Origin of the sequence: Serratia proteamaculans (assembly GCF_013337185.1) — a bacterium.
GTDB classification, from domain to species: Bacteria; Pseudomonadota; Gammaproteobacteria; order Enterobacterales; family Enterobacteriaceae; genus Serratia; species Serratia proteamaculans_D.
Genome location: NZ_SWDE01000002.1, coordinates 406,813 through 428,716, shown reverse-complemented (window position 1 = coordinate 428,716; position 21,904 = coordinate 406,813). Strand labels below are relative to the sequence as shown.

General features: G+C 55.9%; 20 protein-coding genes. 9 read left to right on the top strand and 11 right to left on the bottom strand.

Features of this window, described 5'->3' with window-relative positions; all coding sequences use genetic code 11:
* Positions 1–198: 198 nt before the first annotated feature.
* Entirely contained in the window at positions 199–903 is a 705-nt protein-coding gene (locus FCL49_RS12265; protein WP_135317291.1) for a phosphatase PAP2 family protein, read from the bottom strand.
* A gap of 51 nt (positions 904–954) precedes the next feature.
* A complete protein-coding gene (locus FCL49_RS12260) occupies positions 955–1,929 on the bottom strand; it encodes a CobW family GTP-binding protein (RefSeq protein ID WP_174353823.1) in 975 nt (324 codons plus the stop codon).
* 295 nt (positions 1,930–2,224) lie between these two features.
* Here FCL49_RS12260 and FCL49_RS12255 point away from each other — a divergent pair, with 295 nt between their 5' ends.
* Positions 2,225–2,533, top strand: coding sequence for a type 1 fimbrial protein (locus tag FCL49_RS12255; RefSeq protein WP_174353822.1), 309 nt, complete (start codon positions 2,225–2,227; stop codon positions 2,531–2,533).
* 78 nt (positions 2,534–2,611) lie between these two features.
* Here the strand turns inward: FCL49_RS12255 and FCL49_RS12250 are convergent, their stop codons facing one another.
* Complete coding sequence (locus FCL49_RS12250; protein WP_174353821.1) at positions 2,612–4,093, bottom strand: mannitol dehydrogenase family protein; 1,482 nt, start codon at positions 4,091–4,093, stop codon at positions 2,612–2,614.
* Positions 4,094–4,430: 337 nt separating this feature from the next.
* Between FCL49_RS12250 and uxuA the strand changes: the two genes are divergently transcribed.
* Positions 4,431–5,621 carry a mannonate dehydratase gene (gene uxuA / locus FCL49_RS12245; protein WP_174353820.1) on the top strand — a complete coding sequence of 397 codons (1,191 nt, stop codon included), beginning with the start codon at positions 4,431–4,433 and terminating at the stop codon, positions 5,619–5,621.
* Between the two features lie 40 nt (positions 5,622–5,661).
* Here uxuA and yeiP read toward each other — a convergent pair whose 3' ends face one another.
* Entirely contained in the window at positions 5,662–6,234 is a 573-nt protein-coding gene (yeiP, locus tag FCL49_RS12240) for an elongation factor P-like protein YeiP (RefSeq protein ID WP_174353819.1), read from the bottom strand.
* A gap of 129 nt (positions 6,235–6,363) precedes the next feature.
* Entirely contained in the window at positions 6,364–7,608 is a 1,245-nt protein-coding gene (gene mtr / locus FCL49_RS12235; protein ID WP_174353818.1) for a tryptophan permease, read from the bottom strand.
* A gap of 283 nt (positions 7,609–7,891) precedes the next feature.
* Between mtr and FCL49_RS12230 the strand changes: the two genes are divergently transcribed.
* On the top strand, positions 7,892–8,146 hold the full coding sequence (locus tag FCL49_RS12230; RefSeq protein ID WP_012145951.1) for a YkgJ family cysteine cluster protein: 255 nt from the start codon (positions 7,892–7,894) through the stop codon (positions 8,144–8,146).
* On the opposite strand, the gene setB is transcribed toward FCL49_RS12230, so the two are convergent.
* The 4 genes from setB to FCL49_RS12210 all read right to left on the bottom strand — a co-directional run bounded on the left by setB (position 8,143) and on the right by FCL49_RS12210 (position 13,833).
* Entirely contained in the window at positions 8,143–9,321 is a 1,179-nt protein-coding gene (gene setB, locus FCL49_RS12225; protein WP_174353817.1) for a sugar efflux transporter SetB, read from the bottom strand. The two genes, FCL49_RS12230 and setB, sit on opposite strands and share 4 nt — an antisense overlap.
* 177 nt (positions 9,322–9,498) lie before the next feature.
* On the bottom strand, positions 9,499–11,979 hold the full coding sequence (gene torA / locus FCL49_RS12220) for a trimethylamine-N-oxide reductase TorA (protein ID WP_174353816.1): 2,481 nt from the start codon (positions 11,977–11,979) through the stop codon (positions 9,499–9,501).
* A 12-nt stretch (positions 11,980–11,991) separates the two neighbouring features.
* Positions 11,992–13,152 (bottom strand): NapC/NirT family cytochrome c, encoded by a 1,161-nt coding sequence (locus FCL49_RS12215; RefSeq protein ID WP_174353815.1) that lies wholly within the window; start codon positions 13,150–13,152, stop codon positions 11,992–11,994.
* 258 nt (positions 13,153–13,410) lie between these two features.
* Positions 13,411–13,833 (bottom strand): nucleotide triphosphate diphosphatase NUDT15, encoded by a 423-nt coding sequence (locus FCL49_RS12210; RefSeq protein ID WP_174353814.1) that lies wholly within the window; start codon positions 13,831–13,833, stop codon positions 13,411–13,413.
* Positions 13,834–14,080: 247 nt separating this feature from the next.
* Here FCL49_RS12210 and fruB point away from each other — a divergent pair, with 247 nt between their 5' ends.
* The 5 genes from fruB to FCL49_RS12185 all read left to right on the top strand — a co-directional run bounded on the left by fruB (position 14,081) and on the right by FCL49_RS12185 (position 18,596).
* Positions 14,081–15,214: a fused PTS fructose transporter subunit IIA/HPr protein gene (fruB, locus tag FCL49_RS12205; RefSeq protein WP_174353813.1), complete on the top strand. Its 1,134-nt coding sequence runs from the start codon at positions 14,081–14,083 to the stop codon at positions 15,212–15,214.
* A complete protein-coding gene (fruK, locus tag FCL49_RS12200; protein WP_135317278.1) occupies positions 15,211–16,152 on the top strand; it encodes a 1-phosphofructokinase in 942 nt (313 codons plus the stop codon). Before fruB ends, fruK begins: the two co-directional genes overlap by 4 nt.
* Before the next feature lie 11 nt (positions 16,153–16,163).
* On the top strand, positions 16,164–17,855 hold the full coding sequence (gene fruA, locus FCL49_RS12195) for a PTS fructose transporter subunit IIBC (protein ID WP_174353812.1): 1,692 nt from the start codon (positions 16,164–16,166) through the stop codon (positions 17,853–17,855).
* A gap of 125 nt (positions 17,856–17,980) precedes the next feature.
* The gene (locus FCL49_RS12190) at positions 17,981–18,316 is read left to right on the top strand and encodes a type II toxin-antitoxin system RelB/DinJ family antitoxin (protein WP_174353811.1); all 336 of its coding nucleotides are present in this window, start codon (positions 17,981–17,983) and stop codon (positions 18,314–18,316) included.
* Positions 18,243–18,596 carry a type II toxin-antitoxin system YafQ family toxin gene (locus FCL49_RS12185; protein ID WP_254611071.1) on the top strand — a complete coding sequence of 118 codons (354 nt, stop codon included), beginning with the start codon at positions 18,243–18,245 and terminating at the stop codon, positions 18,594–18,596. The genes FCL49_RS12190 and FCL49_RS12185 overlap by 74 nt, the downstream gene beginning before the upstream one ends.
* 79 nt (positions 18,597–18,675) lie before the next feature.
* On the opposite strand, the gene nfo is transcribed toward FCL49_RS12185, so the two are convergent.
* On the bottom strand, positions 18,676–19,515 hold the full coding sequence (gene nfo, locus FCL49_RS12180; protein ID WP_174353810.1) for a deoxyribonuclease IV: 840 nt from the start codon (positions 19,513–19,515) through the stop codon (positions 18,676–18,678).
* A gap of 117 nt (positions 19,516–19,632) precedes the next feature.
* On the bottom strand, positions 19,633–20,721 hold the full coding sequence (locus FCL49_RS12175; protein ID WP_174353809.1) for a YeiH family putative sulfate export transporter: 1,089 nt from the start codon (positions 20,719–20,721) through the stop codon (positions 19,633–19,635).
* Positions 20,722–20,970: 249 nt separating this feature from the next.
* Here FCL49_RS12175 and yieE point away from each other — a divergent pair, with 249 nt between their 5' ends.
* Positions 20,971–21,846 carry a DNA-binding transcriptional regulator YeiE gene (yieE, locus tag FCL49_RS12170; RefSeq protein WP_174353808.1) on the top strand — a complete coding sequence of 292 codons (876 nt, stop codon included), beginning with the start codon at positions 20,971–20,973 and terminating at the stop codon, positions 21,844–21,846.
* Positions 21,847–21,904: the final 58 nt, after the last annotated feature.

The following is a 21,904-nucleotide window of genomic DNA, read 5'->3' as shown; positions in this document are numbered from 1 at the left end:
TCCCCCCTTTTATATATGAATTTGTGATGTAACATAATGTAAATCTTCATATAAAAAACGCTGATAGTCCGTTGTGTTGGTTTTGCGTGAAATTAGGTGACAGAAGCGTTAACGCGGTAATGCGGAAATAAACAGCAAGCGGCGAGGCATTTATCAGGAGGCCAACGGCCTCCTACCGGTCATAACTGTGGGTTATGGCTAGGCCGGGCGGTGCTTGCCGGGCAGCATACGGTTAAGACGCAGGATCAGCACATCGCTGAGTGGGGTCATCAGGCACCAACTTGCCCCCACCAGCACCACCGACAGCGAACCTACGGCGATATCGGTAAACCAGTGGGCGCCAATCATCACCCGCGGTAATGAAAACACCACCGTAATCAGCAGCGCGACGGCAAACGCGCGGCGGTTAAAGTAGCGCAGCATAAAGCAGGAGAAAATCATCAGCATCATGCCGTGATCGCCAGGGAAGCTGTCGCTGGAGGCGTCTTTGGTCGGAATGCCGGTCAGTTCACTGACGCGGTTAACATTCTCAAAACTTAGCGACGGGCTGGGGTGCTTGACCGGAAGCAGGTGCCCAAGCTGGTTCAGCACCACGCCGGTCAGCAGCATGATAACGCCGGTTACCAGCAAACGACGACGACCGGCAGCATCCTGTTGCAGATAAAAGCACAGGTACAGCAGCCCCATGGCGACCAGTGAAATTACGTCAAATGCCCGGTTATTGGTGATGGCCACCAGATGCAGAAAACCGGGATCCGTCGCCAGATGACGATTAAAGAAGAAGAAAATCGATGAGTCCAGAGTAAACCAATAGCCGTGGTTAACCGGCAGGTACCAGGACAGAAACAGCGCAATGCCCAGTAAATTGAAGAAGATGATGAAGGGTAAATTGCGGCGAGTCATGGCATAACCTGTTGTAAGTCTAATAATAAAAGGGTGCTAACGGTAAATACGTCAACTTAAACGAATGTTAAACAGCTTGGATTGCAGCGCGTTCCAGTCTGCGTTATCGCTGTGAATCAGCTCAATTCGGCTGTCCAGTGGTGCGACAGGACGGGTTTCGATGTTGAGATCTTGCCCCTGGCGGTTGATCAACAGCGTGCCTTCAGCAATGCGTACCACGCCTTTGGCGCGTTCAACCGGTGCCAGCCGTATCCATTCCATAATGCCAACGGTATCGAACACCGTGGCGGCGTCAAAGATCCAGCCACAGCTGGTAAATCCCTGCCCTTGATTGAGCGCGCGCCGCCAGCGTGAATTTTCTGGCAGTCGCAATGCCGCCAGGCCCTGCTTTTTGGCATGGCTATGATGCTGCTGAGCATTCGGTAATTCTGTGCGATTCGTGCGAGGCAGGTCCAGCAAAGCGATATCCGCCTGGCCCTGTTGAATGTGATAAAGCGGTCGCTGCTGGGGATCCTGCTCTGCCCATTGCTGCAGGGCCAGCAGATCCTGCGGCTGATAGGTGTCGCATTTGCTGGCCAGAATAACGTCGGCCGCCGCCAGTTGATCGCGGAAATTTTCGTTTTCCCGATAGCGCGGCTCGCTGAGCTGGCGTGCGTCCAACAGGCACAGGGTAGCCTGTAGAACTATCCAACCGGCATAGCTGTCCTGCGTCAGCAAGGACAGGATCTGTTTTGGGTGACCCAGGCCGGTGGGTTCGATCAACAATCGGTCAGGTTTACTCTGTTGCAGCAGCATATTCAGCCCGACCTGCATCGGCAAGCCGTTCACACAACACATGCAACCGCCAGGGATCTCCTTTAACACCGCACCGCTGTCTGCCAGCAATGCGCCATCGATACCAATTTCACCAAACTCATTCACCAGCACTGCCCAACGTTCATGTTCCGGTTTGCTAGCCAATAAGTGACGAATGGTGGTGGTTTTACCGCTGCCGAGGAAACCGGTGATCAGGTTAGTTTTAGTCATAAATTATTCCTGATGTTAATAATATTGGTTGATCAATAATTAAGCGGCGCTGTTCAACCTGCGCCAGCTCACAAATTTGGCAGGTTAAGATGCGATATTTAACCGGCTAAATCCACGATAAGTTGTCGGAAAATTCTTAGTAAAAACCATGAATTAGCCATGGATACTGATTGTTAGTATCTTGTTTTTTCTTTGTTAATTGCCCGATTAAACGCCAAATAATTCCCCTTACCTTGCGATTATTCTTAAGAAGATCCTCTATGGTTAAAATGGCTTAACAAAAAATGAGGTTGCCATGAATGTCTTCCGGTTATTTTTGATCGCAGGAATGTTGTTTTCATGGACGGCAGCAAGTTATGCAGGAACCACGGGCGGGGTTATACGTTTTGTTGGTTCTATTGTGGAAAGTCCCTGCACGGTGAACATCGCCGATTCAACGGCCAAAACACAATGTTACCGCAATGGGCAGTACTATCAAGGCCAGCAAACCCTGTCAAAATTTGATGCTACACGCAAAGAACTGCCACTTAATTTAGGTTCGACCGAGATGACGTGGGTGGATCAACAGAAAAAACTTGCAGTAATGACGGTAGTTTATCGTTAAGTCGTTCGGCCATGCCGGACAGTCGGCATGGCCATTTTCCCCGTCGCCTTCCAAGCCAGGCTCTGGGTTAACCGGGTATTAAGCCAACTGAGTCGACACCCAGCTTTGCACCGTTTGTCGTGCCCCGCGGTCACGCAGGGACAAATAGGCGCGGGTCACCGCCGTCACAAACTCCTCGTTAACCGGCAGTTGTTCACCAAAAACAGCCTTCAAGCCTAACAGGGCTTTCACGCGTTGTTCATCATCCGGCGTTGCGGCTACCCTCTGTTGCAGCGTTGTCAGCAGCGGATCGCGGATATCAATCGGCTGACCGGCATCATCTACGCCGCCGACATAGCGCATCCAGGCCGCCACGCCCAGCGCCAAACCGGCATAGCTGCCGCCATGCTGCAGATGCCAACGCACCGAATCCAGCATCCGCTGCGGCAATTTTTGCGTGCCGTCCATGGCGATTTGCCAGGTGCGATGTTGCAGCGCCGGGTTGCTGTAGCGTTCAATTAACTCTGTGGCATAGGCGGCCAGATCGATGCCGCTGACGCTGAGCGTCGGTGCCTGCTCCGCCAGCATCAGGTGGTGCGCTGCTTGGCGATAAGACTCGTCGGCCATACAGTCGTTTATATACTGATACCCCCCCAGATAACCCAGGTAGGCCAGGAAGGAATGGCTGCCGTTCAGCATGCGCAGCTTCATTTGCTCAAAAGGCAGTACGTCATCGACCAACTGTGCACCGGCCAGTTCCCAGGCCGGACGGCCCGCGACAAAATTATCTTCCACCACCCATTGGATAAAGGGTTCGCAGGCGATGGCGCATTCATCACGTACGCCGCCCAGTGCGGCAGCCACTTCATCGAGCGTTTCCGGGGTGGCGGCGGGAACAATGCGGTCGACCATGGTACTGGGGAAGCTGACCTGGCGAGTGATCCACTCTGCCAGGGCACCGTCACGCGCCTGCGCCAGGCCGATGATGGCGTTGCGCAGCACATGGCCGTTTTCGGGAATATTATCGCAAGAGAGCAGGGTAAAGGCGGGCAGGCCACGTTCCAGGCGCAGGCGCAGGGCTTCGACCAGAATGCCGGGCACCGTGATGGGTTGAGCGGGGTTGGCAAGATCGGCGCGGATCCCCTGGTGTTGCAGATCCAGTTTCCCACTGCCCGGTTCGATGCAGTAGCCTTTTTCAGTGATGGTCATTGAGACAATGGCGACCTGCGGCTCCGCCAGTTTTTCCAGTACGGCACCGATCCCTTCCAGTTTGCGGTGCACGCTTTCATGCACTGCACCGATGATTATCGCCTGATTTCCCGCAGCGCCTTTTTCCAGAACGCTATAAAGATGGTTTTGCTGACGCAGCGTCTGGAACAGAGTATCGCCACCGAACAGGCTGATTTCACAAATCCCCCAATCTCCCCCCTGACGGTTCAATACCCGGTCGGTCAGCAGTGCCTGATGGGCGCGGTGAAAGGCCCCGAATCCAATGTGCACCATGCGGCTCTGTAATGTGCTGCGGTCATAGCGCGGTTGCTGGACGGCGTCGGGAAGCGGTGAGTTGGCGATAGTCTTCATGCATGGCTCCAAGCTGGGTAAAAGGTGCTGGCCGGGAACTTTTGAAAAGTTATCAGACCAGTTTTGCGAAGGGGAAACGGCACGGCGCTTACCTTTTTCGCATGAGTTCTCTGCCGCCAGTGTAAGGCTGTAAGGGGGCTAATAACATTGCTCAGCCCAAAATAAGCCAGAACCGTGAAGTGGATCAACCAATCAGGGTTTCGCTTTTGACAGTCAGTTGCGAAAGAGTAAGGTGAAAGATAACCGATATCTATTTAAATTTGGTATAACAAGATTGTCAAAACGGTGCAATCTCGATCACCACCACAATACTGGGCGATTTTTACAAGGATAAATAATGGAACAAACATGGCGTTGGTATGGGCCGAACGATCCTGTCTCTCTTGACGATGTGCGCCAGGCCGGCGCCACCGGCGTAGTCACCGCCTTGCACCATATCCCGAATGGCGAGGTGTGGCCGATCGAAGAGATCAAGGCCCGTCAGGCGTTGTTGGCGGAGAAAGGATTGGTGTGGTCGGTGGTAGAAAGCATCCCGGTACATGAAGAGATCAAAACTCACAGCGGTAACTACCAACAGCACATCGCCCATTACCAGCAATCGTTGCGTAACCTGGCGGCCTGCGGCATCGACACCGTGTGCTACAACTTTATGCCGATCCTCGACTGGACACGTACCGATCTGGAGTATTTGCTGCCCGACGGGTCAAAAGCGTTACGCTTTGATCAAATTGCCTTTGCGGCTTTTGATTTGCATATTCTGCAACGCGCGGGGGCAGAGCAGGATTACACGCAGGAAGAGCAACAGCAGGCCGCCGAGCGCTTTGCTGCCATGAGCGAGGCGGATATCGCCAAATTGACCGGTAATATCATCGCCGGGCTGCCGGGGGCTGAAGAGGGGTATACGCTAGATCAGTTCCGCGCCCGTCTGGCCGAGTATGACGCCATCGACAAGGCGCAGCTGCGTGAGAATATGGCGGTGTTCCTGCGCGCCATTGTGCCGGTAGCAGAAGAGGTCGGCGTGCGGCTGGCGGTACACCCGGACGATCCGCCACGGCCGATCCTGGGCCTGCCACGCATTGTCTCGACCCTTGAAGATATGCAGTGGTTCAAGCAGACGGTCGACAGCCTGTATAACGGTTTCACCATGTGTACCGGCTCTTATGGAGTGCGTGAGGATAACGATCTGGTGCGGATGATTGAAACCTTTGGCGATCGCATCCATTTCACCCATCTGCGCGCAACCTGCCGTGAAGATAACCCGAAAAGTTTCCATGAGGGCGCGCACCTGCAAGGCGACGTCGATATGGTGGCGGTGATTGAGGCGATCCTCAGTGAGGAGCAGCGTCGTCATCAGGCGGGTGATACCCGGCCGATACCGATGCGTCCCGATCATGGGCATCAGATGCTGGATGACTTGAAGAAAAAAACCAATCCGGGTTATTCGGCAATTGGTCGTCTGAAAGGGTTGGCGGAACTGCGCGGTGTCGAGCTGGCACTCAAACGCCGTTTCTTCCCTGAATTACCGTAGCGATAAAACACAGGGGCCATAATCGGCCCCTGAATTTCAACTAGTCGGCGCGGCTCATATAGCGGCGTTCGGCAATATGAATGCGGATTTTGTCACCGGGGCTGAGGTATTCCGGCACCTGAATGGTCAGGCCGGTCGCCATGGTGGCCGGCTTGTTGCGGGCACTGGCAGAGGCACCTTTGATGCCCGGCGCCGTGTCGACAATTTCCATATCCACGGTTTGCGGCAGTTCCAGCGCCAGTACCTGGCCGTCCAGCGTCAGCACCTGCATGCCCGGCAGGCCGGCTTCAGGAATGAACAGCAATTCGTCTTCGATCTGGTCTTTCTTGAAGATGTAAGGAGTGTAATCTTCGTCATCCATAAACACGTATTCTTCGCCGTCGATGTAAGAGAAGTTCACCTTGCGGCGGGACAGGCTAATGGTGTCCAGAATATCGTCGCCCTTGAAACGCTCTTCTACCTTCAGCCCGGTACGGACGTCAGAGAAACGCATTTTGTATAAGGTGCTGGCACCGCGAGCGCTTGGACTCTGCACATCAATGTCTCTCACCAGCAGCAGTTTGCCGTTGTAGCTGATCGCCATGCCACGCTTAATTTCGTTAGCCTTTGCCATATAAAATAACCTGCAATAAAGAGTTTTTGGGAAGTTGCGACAAGTTACTCGCGCCGATGATTTCAGGCAAGCAGATCAAGCAAAAACAGTGGCGGAAAAGGGGGACGGCGAGCGCCATCCCCTGCGGTATTACTTGAAGACCGGCAACAGACCGAGCAATGCCAGTATGTGTGCGACGGCGTTGACCACCCCGAACAGAATGATAAACAGGATCATCCCCCGGCCGCCGGGAGCGCGATATTGCGCCTGGGCAAAGCGGCGACGGCTGGCGCGTGCCATCATGGCCGGTACGATCACCGCCCAAATGGTGGCCGCCAGCCCGGCGAAGCCGATGGCGTAGAGGAAGCCGTTCGGGAACAGCAGGGCGGCTATGGTCGGTGGCGCGAAGGTCACCAACGCGGTTTTACTGCGCCCGGCGGTGTCATCGCTGAATTTGAAGAAGTCCGCCAGATAATCGAACAGGCCCAGCGAGACCCCAAGGAACGAACTGGCCAGAGCCATATAAGAGAAGGCGCTCAGCAGTTGGCCCACGGTCTGGCTGCTGGAGACGTTGCCCATCTGTTTCAGCAGGCTGCCGATATTGCCGCCTTCAGCAATCACCTGCCGGAAGGCGTCGCGGGCGATGTTGCCCTGGATCACATACTGCCACAGGATATAGATCGCCAGCGCCAGCAGCGTGCCATACACCAGGCTACGCACCACGGCACCGCTATCCTTGTGATAATACTTCACCAGTCCCGGCACATTGCCGTGATAGCCGAACGAGGTCAACAGATAAGGCAGCGCCGCCAGGGCGTAAGGCAGATAGCTGGCCTGGCTGTCGTCGCGGTTGAACAAGACGGCCGGTTGCACATGAGTGAACATATCGCCCACCGACATCACAAAGGTGATCACCATACCGCCGATCAGAATGGTGCTCAGGCGATCGACCGCGCGGGTGGACAACCAGACGATAAACGCCACCACGATGGCAAACACCAGCCCGGCGGTGGTCTGCCCGACGCCAACAATCCCTTCCAGCGTGTGGGCGATAATTGAGCCACCGGCGGAAATATAGGCATAAGTCAGGATGTACAACACAAAGGCGATGGAAATGCCGTTAATGGCGTTCCAGCTTTTACCCAGCAGATCCTTGACGATGGTGTTGAAGCTGGCACCGCTCGGGTAGTGCAACGCGGCTTCGAGGATCATCAGGCCAGAGATCAGCATGCAGGCCCAGGTATAAATCAGCAGCGCGACAGAGCCGCTGAACCACACGCCAGAAGTTACAATAGGAATGGAGAACATGCCGGCGCCGACGGCGGTGCCTGCAATGATCATCGCGCCGCCAAGGACCGAAGGGCGGGAAAGCTTCTGGATGGTGTCCGCGGACATTTTTGCTCCTGAATGGTCTTACTGACCGTGAGTTCTTTTGTACTAGCTCAATGGTACATGTGCGGTCGGCGCATGTAAAGCCGTGAATATGCTTGTTTCATGCATTAATCGGTGCGGTAAGGGCGATTTGAAGCCTGTGTTTGCCCGGCATGAGTGCAACCCATTTGCGGTTAAAACGGGGCGATGTAAAGATTGAGCGGCAAACCCGGATTCTGCTGGCGGTGGATGAGCGCTACTGATATTGTCGCGCTTCAATTCTGCCAGCCCACCGAGAGACTCGCTGATGGACTGCCGTGCCGACTGTGGCGCCTGTTGTATTGCGCCTTCAATATCCAGCCCGATCCCCGGCATGCCCAACGGCAAGCCCGCCAATACCCGCTGCATACATCTCAGCGAGCAACTGCGTTGCGGCCTGTTTCACTCGCCGCTGCGGCCCAAAGTTTGTGGCAGCCTGCAGGCCAGCCGCGAGATGTGCCACGATCACCGTGACCAGGCGCTAATCTATTTGGCCAAGCTGGAAGCGGATACCGCGCCTTAAGCGTCTTTCAGTTTCCACAGGCACAGCACTGCGCCGACAACCATCGCCAGCGCGGAATAAAATACCGCGTGATAATTCCAGACCTCCGCTACCACGCCGGCAATGGAACCGGCGAAAATCCAGCCCACGCGAGTGGTGTTGGTAAACAGGGTGGTTGCGGCGCCAGCCTGCCCAGGCATCAAATCCTGAAAATAGAGCATGCCGATCCCCGCCAGTACGCCGATAAACGCCGCGTTAAGCAGTTGCAGGGTGATCAGTTGCCAGGTGCCGGTAATAAACAATAGGCCAACATAAAACAGCAGGCCCGCCGCTACCGCACAGCGCATTAAGAAGCGTTTGCCGAAGCGTTTGGCCACCATGCCGGCAATCAGCATGGTTGGTATCTCCAGCCCGGCGGCCGTGCCCATCAACACCCCAGCCAGCCTTTCCGGCAACTGCAGCTCATGCACCATATACAGCGGCATATTGATCAGATACATGCTGTTGGCGGTCCACATAAAGGTGCAGGCCATAAACAGCAGCAGCGTATCGCGACGGTTTTGTCGCGGGGCCTCCAGCGTGGTGCTGGTGGCTACCGGCGTTTTGCGCATCGAGGGCAGCATTTTCCATACCAGCACGCCACACAGGATGAACGCCGCTGCGGCGGCCAGATACATCACTTTAAAACCGAAGCCCAGGGCCAGTGCAAAGGCGATCGGTGGCCCAATCACCCAGGCGAGGGAAACCTGCGCCCGCAGGATCGAACTGAACATCACGGCTTCGCGACCGGTGCGATCGGCGTGTTCGCGCGCCAGGGCAAACATCTGTGGGTTAGCGGTAGAGCCGAAACTGGTCAACATCACGCCGACCGCCAGCAACAGGTAATAGTTGCGGTTCCAGGCGAACAGCACGCAGCCTAGCGCACCCAGCATGCAGCAGAGGAAAATCAGCGTCTTACGGTCACCTTTTTGATCCGAGCGGCGGGCGAGAAACTGGCTGACCAAAATGCCAATTACCGCGCTGCCGGTGAAAAACAGCCCAACCATCGAAGGGCGCACCTTCACTTCCGTCGCCAGGAACAGGCTCAACGTCGGGGTCTGTAGCGCCCCGGCAATACCGGTGAGGAACGCCACCACTAAAAAGGCCAGTGAAGTGAGGTCGGGCGAGCGTCGCGTTGCCGCAGTTGATGTAGACATAGAGGTCAGCAAATAGCCGTCAATGAGGGATCCGGCGCATAATACGCCCATTTATTTGTAAAAAAAAGAAATGAACCGAAACCGGTTTCATCCCGTTTAATAGTAAAAGTTTTTTCCGTTATAAGGACATAAAAAAGGGCGATGTCACCATCGCCCCAGATATTACGCTATGAAAGGTTACGCGCCGGCCGGCACGTCGTGCGCGGTGTTTTTCAGCACTTCACCCTGATACTTCTCGATCTGCAACTGAGCCATCTGCCCACAGTTACCCTGCGCAAGACTGGAGGAGCCGACGTCGAAGGTCAGGCAGTTGACGTTGCCGTTTTTGCACAGCGAGCCCGGCTGTGAAGGATCGGCCGGATCGAACCAGGCCCCTTCGCTGATCCGGACCACGCCAGGACGCACGTCTTCACTGACCACCGCACCGACCAGGATCTGGCCGCGATCGTTAAAGGCGCGCACCAGGTCACCGCTGGCGATGCCGCGTGACTTGGCGTCCTGCGGATGGATCACAATCGCTTCCCGGTCTGCTACCGCGTACTTTTTACGTAGCGGCGTATTGTCGAGCTGCGAGTGCAGACGGTTGATCGGGTGCGCGGTGTTCAGCGACAGCGGATACTTCACTGCTTCCGGCCCACGATACCATTCATGCGGCGGCATCCAGGTCGGGATGCCCGGGCAATCCTGATACTTCATTTTGGCAATGGCGTCGGAGTAGATCTCAATTTTACCGGATGGCGTCCCCAACGGATTGAGCAGCGGGTTTTCGCGATAGTCGGCGAAACGTACCCATTGGGTATTGGCTTCTGGCACCGGGAAACGCACATAGTTATTGGATGCCCAGAACATGTCGAACGGCGGCAGGGCTACTCGGGCGGCGCGCGCCTGGGTTTTCATGTCGTCGTACATGCCTTTGAGCCACTGAGTCTCATCTTTGCCTTCGGTAAAGGCATCCTGCACACCCAGCTTGGCCGCCATGGCCGCGAAGATATCGAAATCGCTGCGCGACTCATGCTGCGGCTCCACGCACTGATGCATCGGGAACACATACAGTTGCGAGTAGTCGCCGCCCATTTCCAGATCGTTACGTTCATAACTGGTGGTGGCCGGCAGCACGATATCGGCGTGTTTGGCGGTGGCGGTCCAGTATGGTTCGTTCACCACGATGGTGTCCGGCCGTTGCCAGGCCTTGACCAGATTGTTGGTGTCCTGATGCTGGTGGAAGGTGTTGCCACCGGCCACATACACCATTTTCACCTCGGGGTAGGTGACCTGTGTACCGTTGAAATTAATGGTCTTGCCCGGGTTGGTCAGGCATTCGGCGATGCGTGCCACCGGGATCGGTGCCGGTGAGTTTTTCGGTGCGTTCCCGGCTGAAATACCGGAAATGATGCCGCCTTTCGCCGTCGGGCTGCCGCCGGAAGAGTAGTGATAGCTGAAGCCGAAGCCCCCGCCCGGCAGGCCAATTTGGCCGAGCATCGCCGCCACGGTGACCAACAGCCAGTGCTGCTGTTCGCCATGATGCTGACGTTGAATGCCCCAACCGCCCATGATCATGGTGCGATTTTTTGCCATGTCGCGTGCCAGTTGGCGCAATACGTCGGCATCGACGCCGCAAACATCGGCGGCCCATTCGGCGGTTTTCGGCGTGCCATCGGTTTCGCCCAGCAGATAAGCCTGGAACTTGTCGAAGCCGGCGGTGTAGGTTTTCAGGAAGTCCGGGTTATGCAACTTCTCGGTTAACAGCGTGTGGGCGATACCGATCAACATGGCGCCATCGGTATAAGGGCGTGGGGCGATCCACTGCGCATCGATAAATTTTGCGCTGTCGTTATGCACCGGGTCGATGCTGATCACGCGGGTGCCTTTCTTCTTCAGCGCCTCAAAGCCGGTTTGGCCGTAGTGGTCCGGCACGTTCCAACTGTTTTTCAGTGTGATCATCGGGTTACAGCCCCACAACACCACCAGTTGGCTGTTTTCGATCACGTTCGGCCAGGCGGTTTGCTGTTCGTAAACCTCCATGGAGCCGACTACGTGTGACATGATCACCTGTGCGGCACCGGTGGAATAGTCACCGGCATAACCGAGGAAGCCACCGGTCAGGTTCATCAGGCGTTGCAGCAGCGTGCGGCTGTTGTGCAGCATGCCGACGCTCTTCCAGCCATAGGAACCGGCATAGATTGACTGCGGACCGTGATCTTTTTGCAGACGGGTGATCTCGCCGCAAACCAGTTCAATCGCCTTGTCCCAGCTTACGCGCACCCATTCGTCGCGGCCGCGCAATTCGGTACGGCTGCCGGGGCCGCCTTCCAGCCAGCTTTTACGCACCATCGGATATTTGATGCGGTTTTCGGCATGCACCTGATAGGGCGCCATGGTGATCAGTTCGTTCGGGTAAGGATCGTCTTTAACCGGTTGCACGCTGACCATTTTGCCGTCCTGCACTATGGCTTCGAAAGCGCCCCAGTGTGCGCTGGTCAGAATGCCTTTTTGCGCCTGACGCAGCACCACAAATTGCGGCAGTGCCTGGCTGATGGCCTGCGCCAACGCTGACTTGGGCCACAGGCCCGCCAGCAATGGGGCAGCGGCCAGTGCGGTGGCGCCGGTCAGGAAGCGGCGGCGGCTCATTTTTAACGCTTGTTGTTGATATTTGCTCATTTCGCTTCTCCCTTAAAGCTTGGCTGGTGCGGCTGGCTGCATGTCACTGGCGTGTTTCTGCACGTATTGTGTCAGAACGCGCAGTTGTTCCTGCGTCAGCGAGGTGCGTGGAGCCATGCCTTTAATTACGCCGATCCACTGGTTGGCGTTGAAGCGATCTAGGGCGGTCAGGCCGTGACAGCCGGTGCAGTTGGCCGACATCATATCCGCGGTGTAGCGCCAGATTTTTTGCTGATCGTCGATCAGTTGCTTACGCGGCAGCCAGACCTGCAGAGAAACCTGATGCCACACCAGGCCGGTTTCGGCATCGGTCATGGTGGTGCCGGTTTTCAGCAGTTTGCGAGCGTCTTCACCCAGCAGCACGCTGAGGATACGCTTGCCCTGTGCGGCGTAGAACACTTCACTGACGCCGTCCTGCTGCCAGCCGGTGACGTTGGCCAGCACCTTGTCGCCTTCCTGTTTCACCACCTGAACCTCGGTAGATGGCATCAGGTTGCCGGCGTTGTGGCTGTCGTCCGGTTTCAGGAAGAAAGGCTCGGTGGCAATGGTGTACAGCGTGGTGGCAGTCGGTGAGGTTTCAGCTGCGGCCTTCGCCAGTTCGGCGGCACCGGCCTGGGCAGCACCGCTCATGTCCGGCAGAATGTGCGCCACCCCTTTATGGCAATCGATACAGGTTTCACCCTGTTTGATAGCCACCGGATGCTGAATACGCGCTTCAGGCCGTTGAGCGGTGATATCCATGGCGTCAAAGCTGTGGCATGAACGGCAGGTGGCTGAATCGCTTTCTTTCAGCGTTTTCCATACCGACTGGGCCATCGCCAGCTTATGCGCCTCATATTTTTCTGGCGTATCGATAGTGCCCACCATCTCGCCATAAATATCTTTTACCGCGCGGATCTTGGTCCACAGGTAATCAAGCGGTTCGTGTGGGACGTGGCAGTCGGCGCATTCAGCGCGGATCCCCTTGGTATTCTGGAAATGGACGCTGCCCTGATACTCGGCCAGCGGTTGTTGCATGGTATGACAGGACACGCAGAAAGCGGTGTCGCTGGTTTTGTGGAATACGGTGGCGGTACCCGCTAATAATGCTGCCCCGAGGATAATCCCCAACAGCAAAAGCCACAGCCATCCCCAGCGGTGCTTTTTGATCAAGCCAGTGAATTTATTGGTCATATTGAACCCGCTTATAATTATGAAATACCAAGGAAAACCTTGCCAAAAAAATTGCCGGCCGAGTGCCGACATACCTGAGGAAGTATAGGTAACATTAGCAATGACATCTAATACTATAGGGTTATTTTTAGCAGGAAAATGCTCATTTGAGGGATTTTACAGCGTTATATTCTGGATTATATAACGCATTTTTTATGTGTCTTTATCAGCCCATGACTTAGATCACGGACAGGTAGGAAAAATACTGAACGAAAAGGGCTATTTCGTCGGCTGGTAGGTCTGGCCGGTTTGCCAGAGATGAATGGCGTTACGGCTGGCTTCGAAGTGCGGTTCCGGCAACTGATTCGGTGAGCACCAACGCCATTCTGCACATTTTTCCGGCTCTTTGAGTTCGGGGGTACCGCCGGGATGTTGCGTCAGCAAGCATATGGATACCGTATGCTTCCCCTCGGCACGCCAGGTTTGCAGATTATTGCTGATACCGATAAAACTCGGTGGGGCGATCATCAGCCCGGTTTCTTCGGCGATTTCACGCTGAGCGCACTGTTCAAAGGTTTCACCGGCATCCAGATGCCCGCCGGGAATCGACCAGAAAGGAGCGTGCTGACCGCAGCGTTTACCCAGCAATATTTCCCCTTGTGCATTTACGATGATTACCCCTACGCCCGCCACTACAGTCATGCTGTTCTCCGTCAGCCAAGTTTCAGCACAGTATGTCATTTTAGTGCCGCAACGGATAACCCTTCGGGAAAAGTGTGCGTAAGGTCAAAAATCTATCACATCAATTTTGAGAAAACTTGCTTTCAGCCGGTACAGCTCACACACTCCTTGAAACGTTTCAGCGTTATGGGCGCGATGATTCCGTGCCGATAACGCTCCTTTTTCCCAATGAAGCTGAAACGATTCAATTCAGCAGGAGAGGAGAATCATGTTCCAGTTGTCACCGCAAGATATTCACCTGGGCGCGGCTGCCGGCAGCAAGCAGGAAGCCATCCAACAGGTTGCCGCCGCACTGACCGAAGCTGGCTGCGTCAGCGCCGCTTACGTGGACGGCATGTTGCAGCGCGAGCTGCAAACTTCCACTTACCTGGGTAACGGCATTGCCATCCCGCATGGCACCACCGACACCCGCGATCTGGTGCTGAACACCGGCGTGCAGGTATTTCAGTTCCCGCAGGGCATTGAGTGGGGCGAAGGCCAAACCGCCTTTGTGGTTATCGGTATCGCCGCCCGTTCCGACGAACACCTGGCGCTGTTACGCCAGCTGACCCACGTGCTGAGCGACGACAGCGTAGCCGAACAGTTGGCGAAAACCACCTCGGCAGAAGAGCTGCGCAGCCTGCTGATGGGCGAAAAGCTGACGGCAGAGTTCAAATTTGACGCTTCTCTGATCGCGCTCGATGTGGCCGCCGACAGCCTGATGACGTTGCAGGCGCTGAATGCCGGTCGTTTGCAGAAAATCGGCGCGGTCAACGCCCAGTTTGTCAGCGATGTCATTACCCGCAAGCCACTGAATCTGGGGCAGGGCATTTGGCTGAGCGACAGTACCGAAGGCAATCTGACCAGTGCGGCCACCCTGAGCCGTCCAGTACAGGCGTTTGACGAAGACGGCGAGAAAGTCGCCCTGCTGCTGACGTTGTCGGTGGCTGATCAGCAACCGCTGGCGGTGCTGAACTACCTGAGTGACCTGCTGCTGGCAAATAAAGCTGAACGCTTGCTGAACGCCGATGCCGTTACCGTGCTGGCCTTGTTGACCAGTGAAGTCGAAGAAGAAAACACCACCCTGAGTGCCGAGTACGTCATTCGCAACGAACACGGCCTGCATGCCCGCCCGGGTACGGCGCTGGTCAACGTAATCAAGAAGTTCGACTGCGAAATTACCGTCACCAATCTGGATGGCAGTGGCAAACCGGCCAACGGACGCAGCCTGATGAAGGTCGTGGCGTTGGGCGTGAAGAAAGGACATCACCTGCGCTTTACCGCCAAGGGTGAAGATGCTGAAACGGCGCTGAAGGCGATCGGTGAGGCCATTAACGAAGGACTGGGCGAGGGCGCAGCATGAGCAGAAGAGTAGCAACAATTACCCTGAATCCGGCTTACGATCTGGTGGGCTTCTGCCCGGAGATCGAGCGCGGTGAAGTTAATCTGGTCAAAACCGCCGGTCTGCACGCCGCCGGAAAAGGCATTAACGTCGCCAAGGTGCTGAAAGATTTGGGCATTGATGTGACGGTGGGCGGTTTCCTGGGCAAGGATAATCAGGATGGCTTCCAGCTGCTGTTCAGCGATCTGGGCATTGCCAACCGCTTCCAGGTGGTACCGGGCCGCACCCGCATTAACGTCAAGCTGACGGAAAAAGACGGTGAAGTGACAGATTTCAACTTCTCCGGCTTTGAGGTGAGCGGTCAGGATTGGGAACGTTTCGTGACCGACTCCCTGAGCTGGCTCGGCCAGTTCGATATGGTGGCCGTGAGCGGCAGTCTGCCGGCCGGGGTTGATCCCGATGCCTTTACCGACTGGATGGTCCGTCTGCGCGCTCAGTGTCCGTGCATCATTTTCGACAGCAGCCGTGAAGCCCTGGTTGCCGGCTTGAAAGCCGCGCCATGGTTGGTGAAACCCAACCGTCGCGAGCTGGAAATCTGGGCCGGTCGTCCATTGCCCCAGTTGGCTGACGTGGTTGAGGCCGCCCATGCGCTACGCGATCAGGGTATTGCTCACGTGGTGATTTCCCTCGGTGCCGAAGGGGCGCTGTGGGTTAATGCTTCCGGCGCCTGGATAGCCAAGCCACCGGCCTGTGAAGTGGTCAGTACCGTCGGTGCCGGCGACTCGATGGTCGGCGGCCTGATTTATGGCCTGCTGATGCGCGAATCCAGTGAACATACTTTGCGTTTGGCTACCGCCGTAGCTGCGCTGGCCGTCAGCCAGAGCAACGTTGGCGTGACCGACCGTCCACAGTTGGCCGCGATGATGGCGCGCGTCGACCTGAAACCTTTTAATCAATAGCGGGAGGCAGAATGAAAACACTGCTGATGATAGACAGTTCGCTGGGGCAGGCGCGTGGTCACCTGGCGAAACGCATGCTCGGCGCTGCTGCGGCGAAAGCCGGCCTGACGCTGGTAGAGTCCCCGGATGAGGCTGAACTGGTGGTAGTGGCGGGGCAATCTGCGCCTGCTGACGCCCAGCTGAACGGCAAGCGGGTTTATGTGGGCGATGTGGAACACGCGGTGCGTGAACCTGAAGCCTTCCTGACGCAGGCTATCGCCGAGGCACAAACCTGGCAGGCACCTGCGGCGGCAACGGTCGCGGCGGTTAAAGCCGCCGGTCAAAAACGCATTGTGGCGATCACCGCTTGCCCAACCGGTGTGGCGCACACCTTTATGGCGGCAGAGGCGATTGAGAGCGAAGCCAAAAAACGCGGCTGGTGGGTAAAGGTTGAAACTCGCGGGTCCGTCGGTGCCGGTAATGCCATTACGCCTGAAGAAGTAGCGGCGGCGGATCTGGTGATCGTGGCGGCCGACATCGAAGTGGATCTGGAGAAATTTGCCGGCAAGCCGATGTATCGCACCTCTACCGGATTGGCGCTGAAGAAAACTGCGCAGGAACTGGACAAGGCGCAGGCCGAAGCCGAGATTTACCAGCCGCAAAAAAGCGGTGCTCCGGCCGCAGGCGGCAAGAAAAAAGAGAGTGCCGGGCCTTATCGTCACCTGTTGACCGGTGTGTCTTATATGCTGCCGATGGTAGTGGCGGGCGGCCTGTGTATTGCACTGTCATTCGTATTCGGTATCAAGGCGTTTGAAGTCAAAGGCACGCTGGCGGCTGCGCTGATGCAGATCGGTGGGGGTTCAGCCTTTGCATTGATGGTGCCGGTACTGGCTGGTTTTATCGCGTTCTCTATTGCTGACCGTCCTGGTCTGACGCCAGGGCTGATCGGCGGCATGCTGGCCGTGAGCACCGGAGCCGGTTTCCTCGGCGGTATCATTGCCGGTTTCCTGGCCGGTTATGTCGCCAAATTTATCAGCACCAAACTGCGTTTGCCGCAGAGTATGGAAGCGCTGAAACCGATCCTGATTATTCCGCTGGTTGCCAGCCTGATCGTTGGTCTGATCATGATCTTCATCGTCGGTACGCCGGTGGCGAAAATCATGGAAGGTTTGACCCACTGGCTGCAGTCGCTGGGTACCGCGAATGCGGTGCTGTTGGGCGCGATACTCGGTGCCATGATGTGTACCGATATGGGCGGCCCGGTCAACAAGGCGGCCTATGCCTTTGGCGTGGCGTTGCTGAGTTCTTCGGTGTATGCACCGATGGCGGCGATTATGGCTGCCGGTATGGTGCCACCGCTGGCGATGGGGTTGGCAACGCTGCTGGCGCGTCGCAAGTTCGACAAGTCACAACAGGAAGGCGGGAAAGCGGCGCTGGTGTTGGGCCTGTGCTTTATCTCCGAAGGGGCGATCCCGTTTGCCGCCCGTGACCCGATGCGCGTGCTGCCATGCTGCATCGCGGGTGGCGCGCTGACCGGTGCGCTGTCCATGGCGTTTGGTGCCAAACTGATGGCGCCGCACGGCGGGCTGTTCGTGCTGCTGATCCCTGGCGCTATCACCCCGGTACTGCTGTATCTGGTGGCGATTATCGCCGGTACGCTATTGGCGGGCGTGTCTTATGCGCTGCTGAAACGTGCTGACGTCCCGGCGGCCAGCGTGGCTTAACGCTAACGCCGGCAATAAAAAACCATTTCAAGGGACCCATTGGGTCCCTTGTTCATTTCTGCATCTTTAGATTGTGATAATAGCTTCGTGTGACTACAATGTGACTACAAGCCCGAGGGGGGATTATGGAAACTTATGTACGTGCACGCATCGACACTGACCTTAAAGATGCCGCTACCGCTGTTTTGAAAGATTGCGGTCTTACTGTCAGTGCTGCTTTCAGAATCTTTCTGAGTGAAGTCGTTGCAACCAAGGCGATGCCGATAGAAATCAAGGCCCATACGCCTAACGCACGCCTTCGTGCGGCCATTGAAGAAGCTGATGCTTTAGCGGCAGGGAAGCCGGAGCACTTTAACAGTGTTGAATCCATGATGGAGAGCTTGAAAGTTGGTAAAAAAACCACTATCGAAAGCCAAGACCAAGGCAAAAGCAGCAAGGGCGGTGCGTCCACCGGGGATTAAGCCTCGAAAACTGGACTACACATCTGGTTTTTACAAGGATTGGACGCGCTACGATAAAGCCGGACGCCACGACATGTCGATCATTCAAACCGTCAGTGCTCTCTTGGTCGCGCGGCAAGTGATACCAGCACAATACCTTGATCATGCTTTGACGGGAGAATGGTCTGATAACAGAGAAATGCACCTGGGAGGTGATTTTCTGCTGATCTACAAAATTTACGAGGAAAAGAATCTTGTCATGCTGGTAGCCTTGGGCACACATGCTGAATTATTCAATTGAATTCCCTCGTTAGCAGGTGGCCATTGAGTCACTCCCACCCAGTCAGCCTGAGGCTCACCGGGTAGGAAGTCACTGGCAATTACTGCTGGGCTTTCAGCCAGGCGATCTCTTCCGCCCAGATATCCGGGTTCACCGTTTCCAGGATCAGCGGGATATTGTCGAAGCGCGAGTCGCTCATGATGTAGCTGAACACCGTTTTACCGATGTTCCCCTCACCCAGGCTGTGGTGGCGATCGACGCGGCTGCCGAACTCGCTCTTGGCGTCGTTCAGGTGCATACCGCGCAAATAGTTAAAGCCTACTACCTCACCGAGTTCCTTAAAGGTCTGTTCGCAGGTTTCCTCGGTACGCAGATCGTAACCGGCGGCAAAGGCGTGACAGGTGTCGATGCAAACGCCGACGCGGCTTTTGTCTTCCACGCCGTCGATGATCGCTGCCAAATGTTCAAATTTAAATCCCAGATTACTGCCCTGACCGGCGGTATTTTCGATCACTGCCGTCACACCGCTGGTTTTATCCAGCACCAGATTGATGGATTCAGCGATGCGTGCCAGGCATTTGTCTTCGTCAATTTGCATCAGATGGCTGCCAGGGTGGAAGTTCAGCAGCGTCAGCCCCAGCTGTTCGCAACGTTGCATTTCATCAAGAAAGGCTTCGCGGGATTTTTCCAATGCCTCGGTCACCGGGTGGCCGAGATTAATCAGGTAGCTGTCGTGCGGCAGGATCTGACCTGGGCCGTAACCGTACTGCGCGCAGGCACTCTTGAATTTATCAATCACATCGGCAGGCAGCGGGGCGGCCTTCCATTGACGCTGATTTTTAGTGAACAGGGCGAATGCGGTCGCCTCTAATTCGTGCGCGCGGATAACCGCTTGATCCACGCCGCCTGACGCGCTGACATGTGCACCGACAAACTTCATTTTCATTCTCCTGTGTAATCGGCGTCATTATGGCATTGATAGCGGAAGGATTGAATGGCTGAAAAAACTAAGGCCCGCGATGGCGGGCCTTAGGTCGTGGGATAGCTGCGGGGCGAATCAGAGGAAGTATTGCACCAACAGGTTAATCGCAGTACCGCCGACAATCAGCCAGATGAATAGCAGGGTGGCCAGCAGAATAGGTTTTACCCCCGCCTGGCGCACTGCGCTGATGTGGGTAGTCAACCCCAGTGCCGCCATGGCCATCGCCAGCATCCAGGTATCGGCTGTAATCAGGTGTTTTACCAGCGTAGCCGGGATCAGGTTGAAAGAGTTCAGCCCGGCGACGGCGATAAACAACACGGCAAACCAGGGAATGGTGATGGCAGATTTTTCTGCTTTCTCACCGCCGTCGCCAGTGCTACGGCTGCGGCTGATAAACCCGGAGAGTACGACCAGGAAGGGCGCCAGCATCATTACGCGGATCATTTTGGAGATCACCGCAGCGTTTTCAGCATCTGGCCCGATGGCATGTCCGGCGGCGACGACCTGTGCCACTTCGTGGATAGTCGAACCGGTGAAGATACCGAAGCTTTCCTGGTTAAACGGCAGCCACTGGAATTGTTCGTTCAGATGGTACAGCCACGGATAGGCAAAGATCGCCAGCGTGCCGAACACCACCACGGTACTCACGGCGACCGCCACTTTATTGGCATCGGCTTTCAGTACCGGTTCGGTAGCCATTACCGCCGCCGCGCCGCAGATACTGCTGCCGGCACCGATCAGCATGGTGGTATGAGTGTCGAGGCCAAACACTTTTTTGCCCAACCAGCAGGCGAGCAGGAAAGTGGTGGTTAACGTCAATGCATTGATGATGATGCCGGTGAAGCCGACGTCGGCAATCTGCTGAAACGTCAGACGAAAGCCGTAAAGGATGATACCCAACCGCAGCAGGCGCTGTTTGGCGAACTGAACGCCGCTGTGAGAGCTCGGTTGTAACCAGGGATACAGCGTATTGCCGACCACAATACCGAGTAAAATCGCCAGCGTCAGCGCTCCCAGCCCCAATCCGGCCACCCACGGAATATCACCGACCCACACCGCCAACGCGGTGATAACACCGGTCAGTAGCAGACCTGGTACCAAGTGAGGTAAACCGAACAGGGGAAATTGCCGCGATGGAAAGTTATGAGTGGTATTAGTCGCCATAAGTCAGCCTTTTTAATCAAATTCTTGAGTACAGACTACGTTCTGGCAGCATAAAAGAGAAATTGATTATATGGTTATAACCTATCTGAATAAGTGGTTAATCAGCATGGGCGGCTTTCATGCTGATTTCTGCAAACGTGGTACCATTAATATTATTCACCCTGTGCGTTGCTGCCGGTCAGCAGCGCAGATTTTGCATTAATTTCAGTGACTTTTTTCGATGTCACCTTTGATTAAAACCGAGACGCTATGCATATCACCTTACGTCAATTGGAAGTGTTTACCGAAGTGCTTAAAAGCGGTTCGACCACCCAGGCTTCGGTAGTTCTGGCGTTATCACAATCGGCGGTCAGCGCAGCGCTGGCCGATCTGGAAGGGCAATTGGGCGTGCAGTTGTTCGATCGCGTGGGCAAGCGTCTGGTCATTAATGAACATGGCAGGTTGCTGTACCCGAAGGCGCTGGCGCTGCTGGAGCAGGCGGGGGAGATTGAACAGCTGTTCCGCCATGACGGCGGTGCCTTGCGCATTGGCGCCAGCAGCACCATCGGTAACTATATGCTGCCGGAGATGATCGCTCATTATCGGCATGACTTTCCCAATTCACCGTTGGAACTGAACGTCGGCAACAGCCAGGACGTGATCGGCGCGGTGGCGGACTTCCGGGTCGATCTGGGGCTGATTGAAGGCCCCTGCCATATGCCGGAACTGATCACCCAGCCGTGGCTGGAAGATGAGTTGGTGGTATTTTCCGCACCGGACAACCCGTTGGCCGGACAACCGCTGACCCTGGAGATGCTGGCTACGGCTCCCTGGATCCTGCGTGAGGGCGGCTCGGGTACGCGCGAGGTGCTACATCATCTGCTGCTGGCGCACTTGCCGCACTTCCAGCTGGTGATGGAGCTGGGCAATTCGGAAGCGATCAAACATGCGGTTCGCCACGGTATGGGGATCAGTTGCCTGTCGCGGCGGGTGATTGGCGAACAGTTGGCCAGCGGCGTTCTGGTAGAGCTGAATATCCCGTTGCCACCGTTGATGCGTACCCTTTATCTGATCCATCACCGGCAAAAACATATCTCCAACGCACTGCAGCGTTTTCTCGGTTACTGCGGGTTTCAGCCTCAATAACGTCTCCGAAACAAGAAACAAAGCATAAAAAGCTGCGCCTTGTCACATTAATGACAGT

Bases quoted from the DNA above. Each gene is read 5' to 3' on its own strand.
- FCL49_RS12265 (WP_135317291.1), bottom strand. From the start codon at position 903: ATGACTCGCCGCAATTTACCCTTCATCATCTTCTTCAATTTACTGGGC.
- FCL49_RS12260 (WP_174353823.1), bottom strand. From the start codon at position 1,929: ATGACTAAAACTAACCTGATCACCGGTTTCCTCGGCAGCGGTAAAACC.
- FCL49_RS12255 (WP_174353822.1), top strand. From the start codon at position 2,225: ATGAATGTCTTCCGGTTATTTTTGATCGCAGGAATGTTGTTTTCATGG.
- FCL49_RS12250 (WP_174353821.1), bottom strand. From the start codon at position 4,093: ATGAAGACTATCGCCAACTCACCGCTTCCCGACGCCGTCCAGCAACCG.
- uxuA (WP_174353820.1), top strand. From the start codon at position 4,431: ATGGAACAAACATGGCGTTGGTATGGGCCGAACGATCCTGTCTCTCTT.
- yeiP (WP_174353819.1), bottom strand. From the start codon at position 6,234: ATGGCAAAGGCTAACGAAATTAAGCGTGGCATGGCGATCAGCTACAAC.
- mtr (WP_174353818.1), bottom strand. From the start codon at position 7,608: ATGTCCGCGGACACCATCCAGAAGCTTTCCCGCCCTTCGGTCCTTGGC.
- FCL49_RS12230 (WP_012145951.1), top strand. From the start codon at position 7,892: ATGGACTGCCGTGCCGACTGTGGCGCCTGTTGTATTGCGCCTTCAATA.
- setB (WP_174353817.1), bottom strand. From the start codon at position 9,321: ATGTCTACATCAACTGCGGCAACGCGACGCTCGCCCGACCTCACTTCA.
- torA (WP_174353816.1), bottom strand. From the start codon at position 11,979: ATGAGCAAATATCAACAACAAGCGTTAAAAATGAGCCGCCGCCGCTTC.
- FCL49_RS12215 (WP_174353815.1), bottom strand. From the start codon at position 13,152: ATGACCAATAAATTCACTGGCTTGATCAAAAAGCACCGCTGGGGATGG.
- FCL49_RS12210 (WP_174353814.1), bottom strand. From the start codon at position 13,833: ATGACTGTAGTGGCGGGCGTAGGGGTAATCATCGTAAATGCACAAGGG.
- fruB (WP_174353813.1), top strand. From the start codon at position 14,081: ATGTTCCAGTTGTCACCGCAAGATATTCACCTGGGCGCGGCTGCCGGC.
- fruK (WP_135317278.1), top strand. From the start codon at position 15,211: ATGAGCAGAAGAGTAGCAACAATTACCCTGAATCCGGCTTACGATCTG.
- fruA (WP_174353812.1), top strand. From the start codon at position 16,164: ATGAAAACACTGCTGATGATAGACAGTTCGCTGGGGCAGGCGCGTGGT.
- FCL49_RS12190 (WP_174353811.1), top strand. From the start codon at position 17,981: ATGGAAACTTATGTACGTGCACGCATCGACACTGACCTTAAAGATGCC.
- nfo (WP_174353810.1), bottom strand. From the start codon at position 19,515: ATGAAGTTTGTCGGTGCACATGTCAGCGCGTCAGGCGGCGTGGATCAA.
- FCL49_RS12175 (WP_174353809.1), bottom strand. From the start codon at position 20,721: ATGGCGACTAATACCACTCATAACTTTCCATCGCGGCAATTTCCCCTG.
- yieE (WP_174353808.1), top strand. From the start codon at position 20,971: ATGCATATCACCTTACGTCAATTGGAAGTGTTTACCGAAGTGCTTAAA.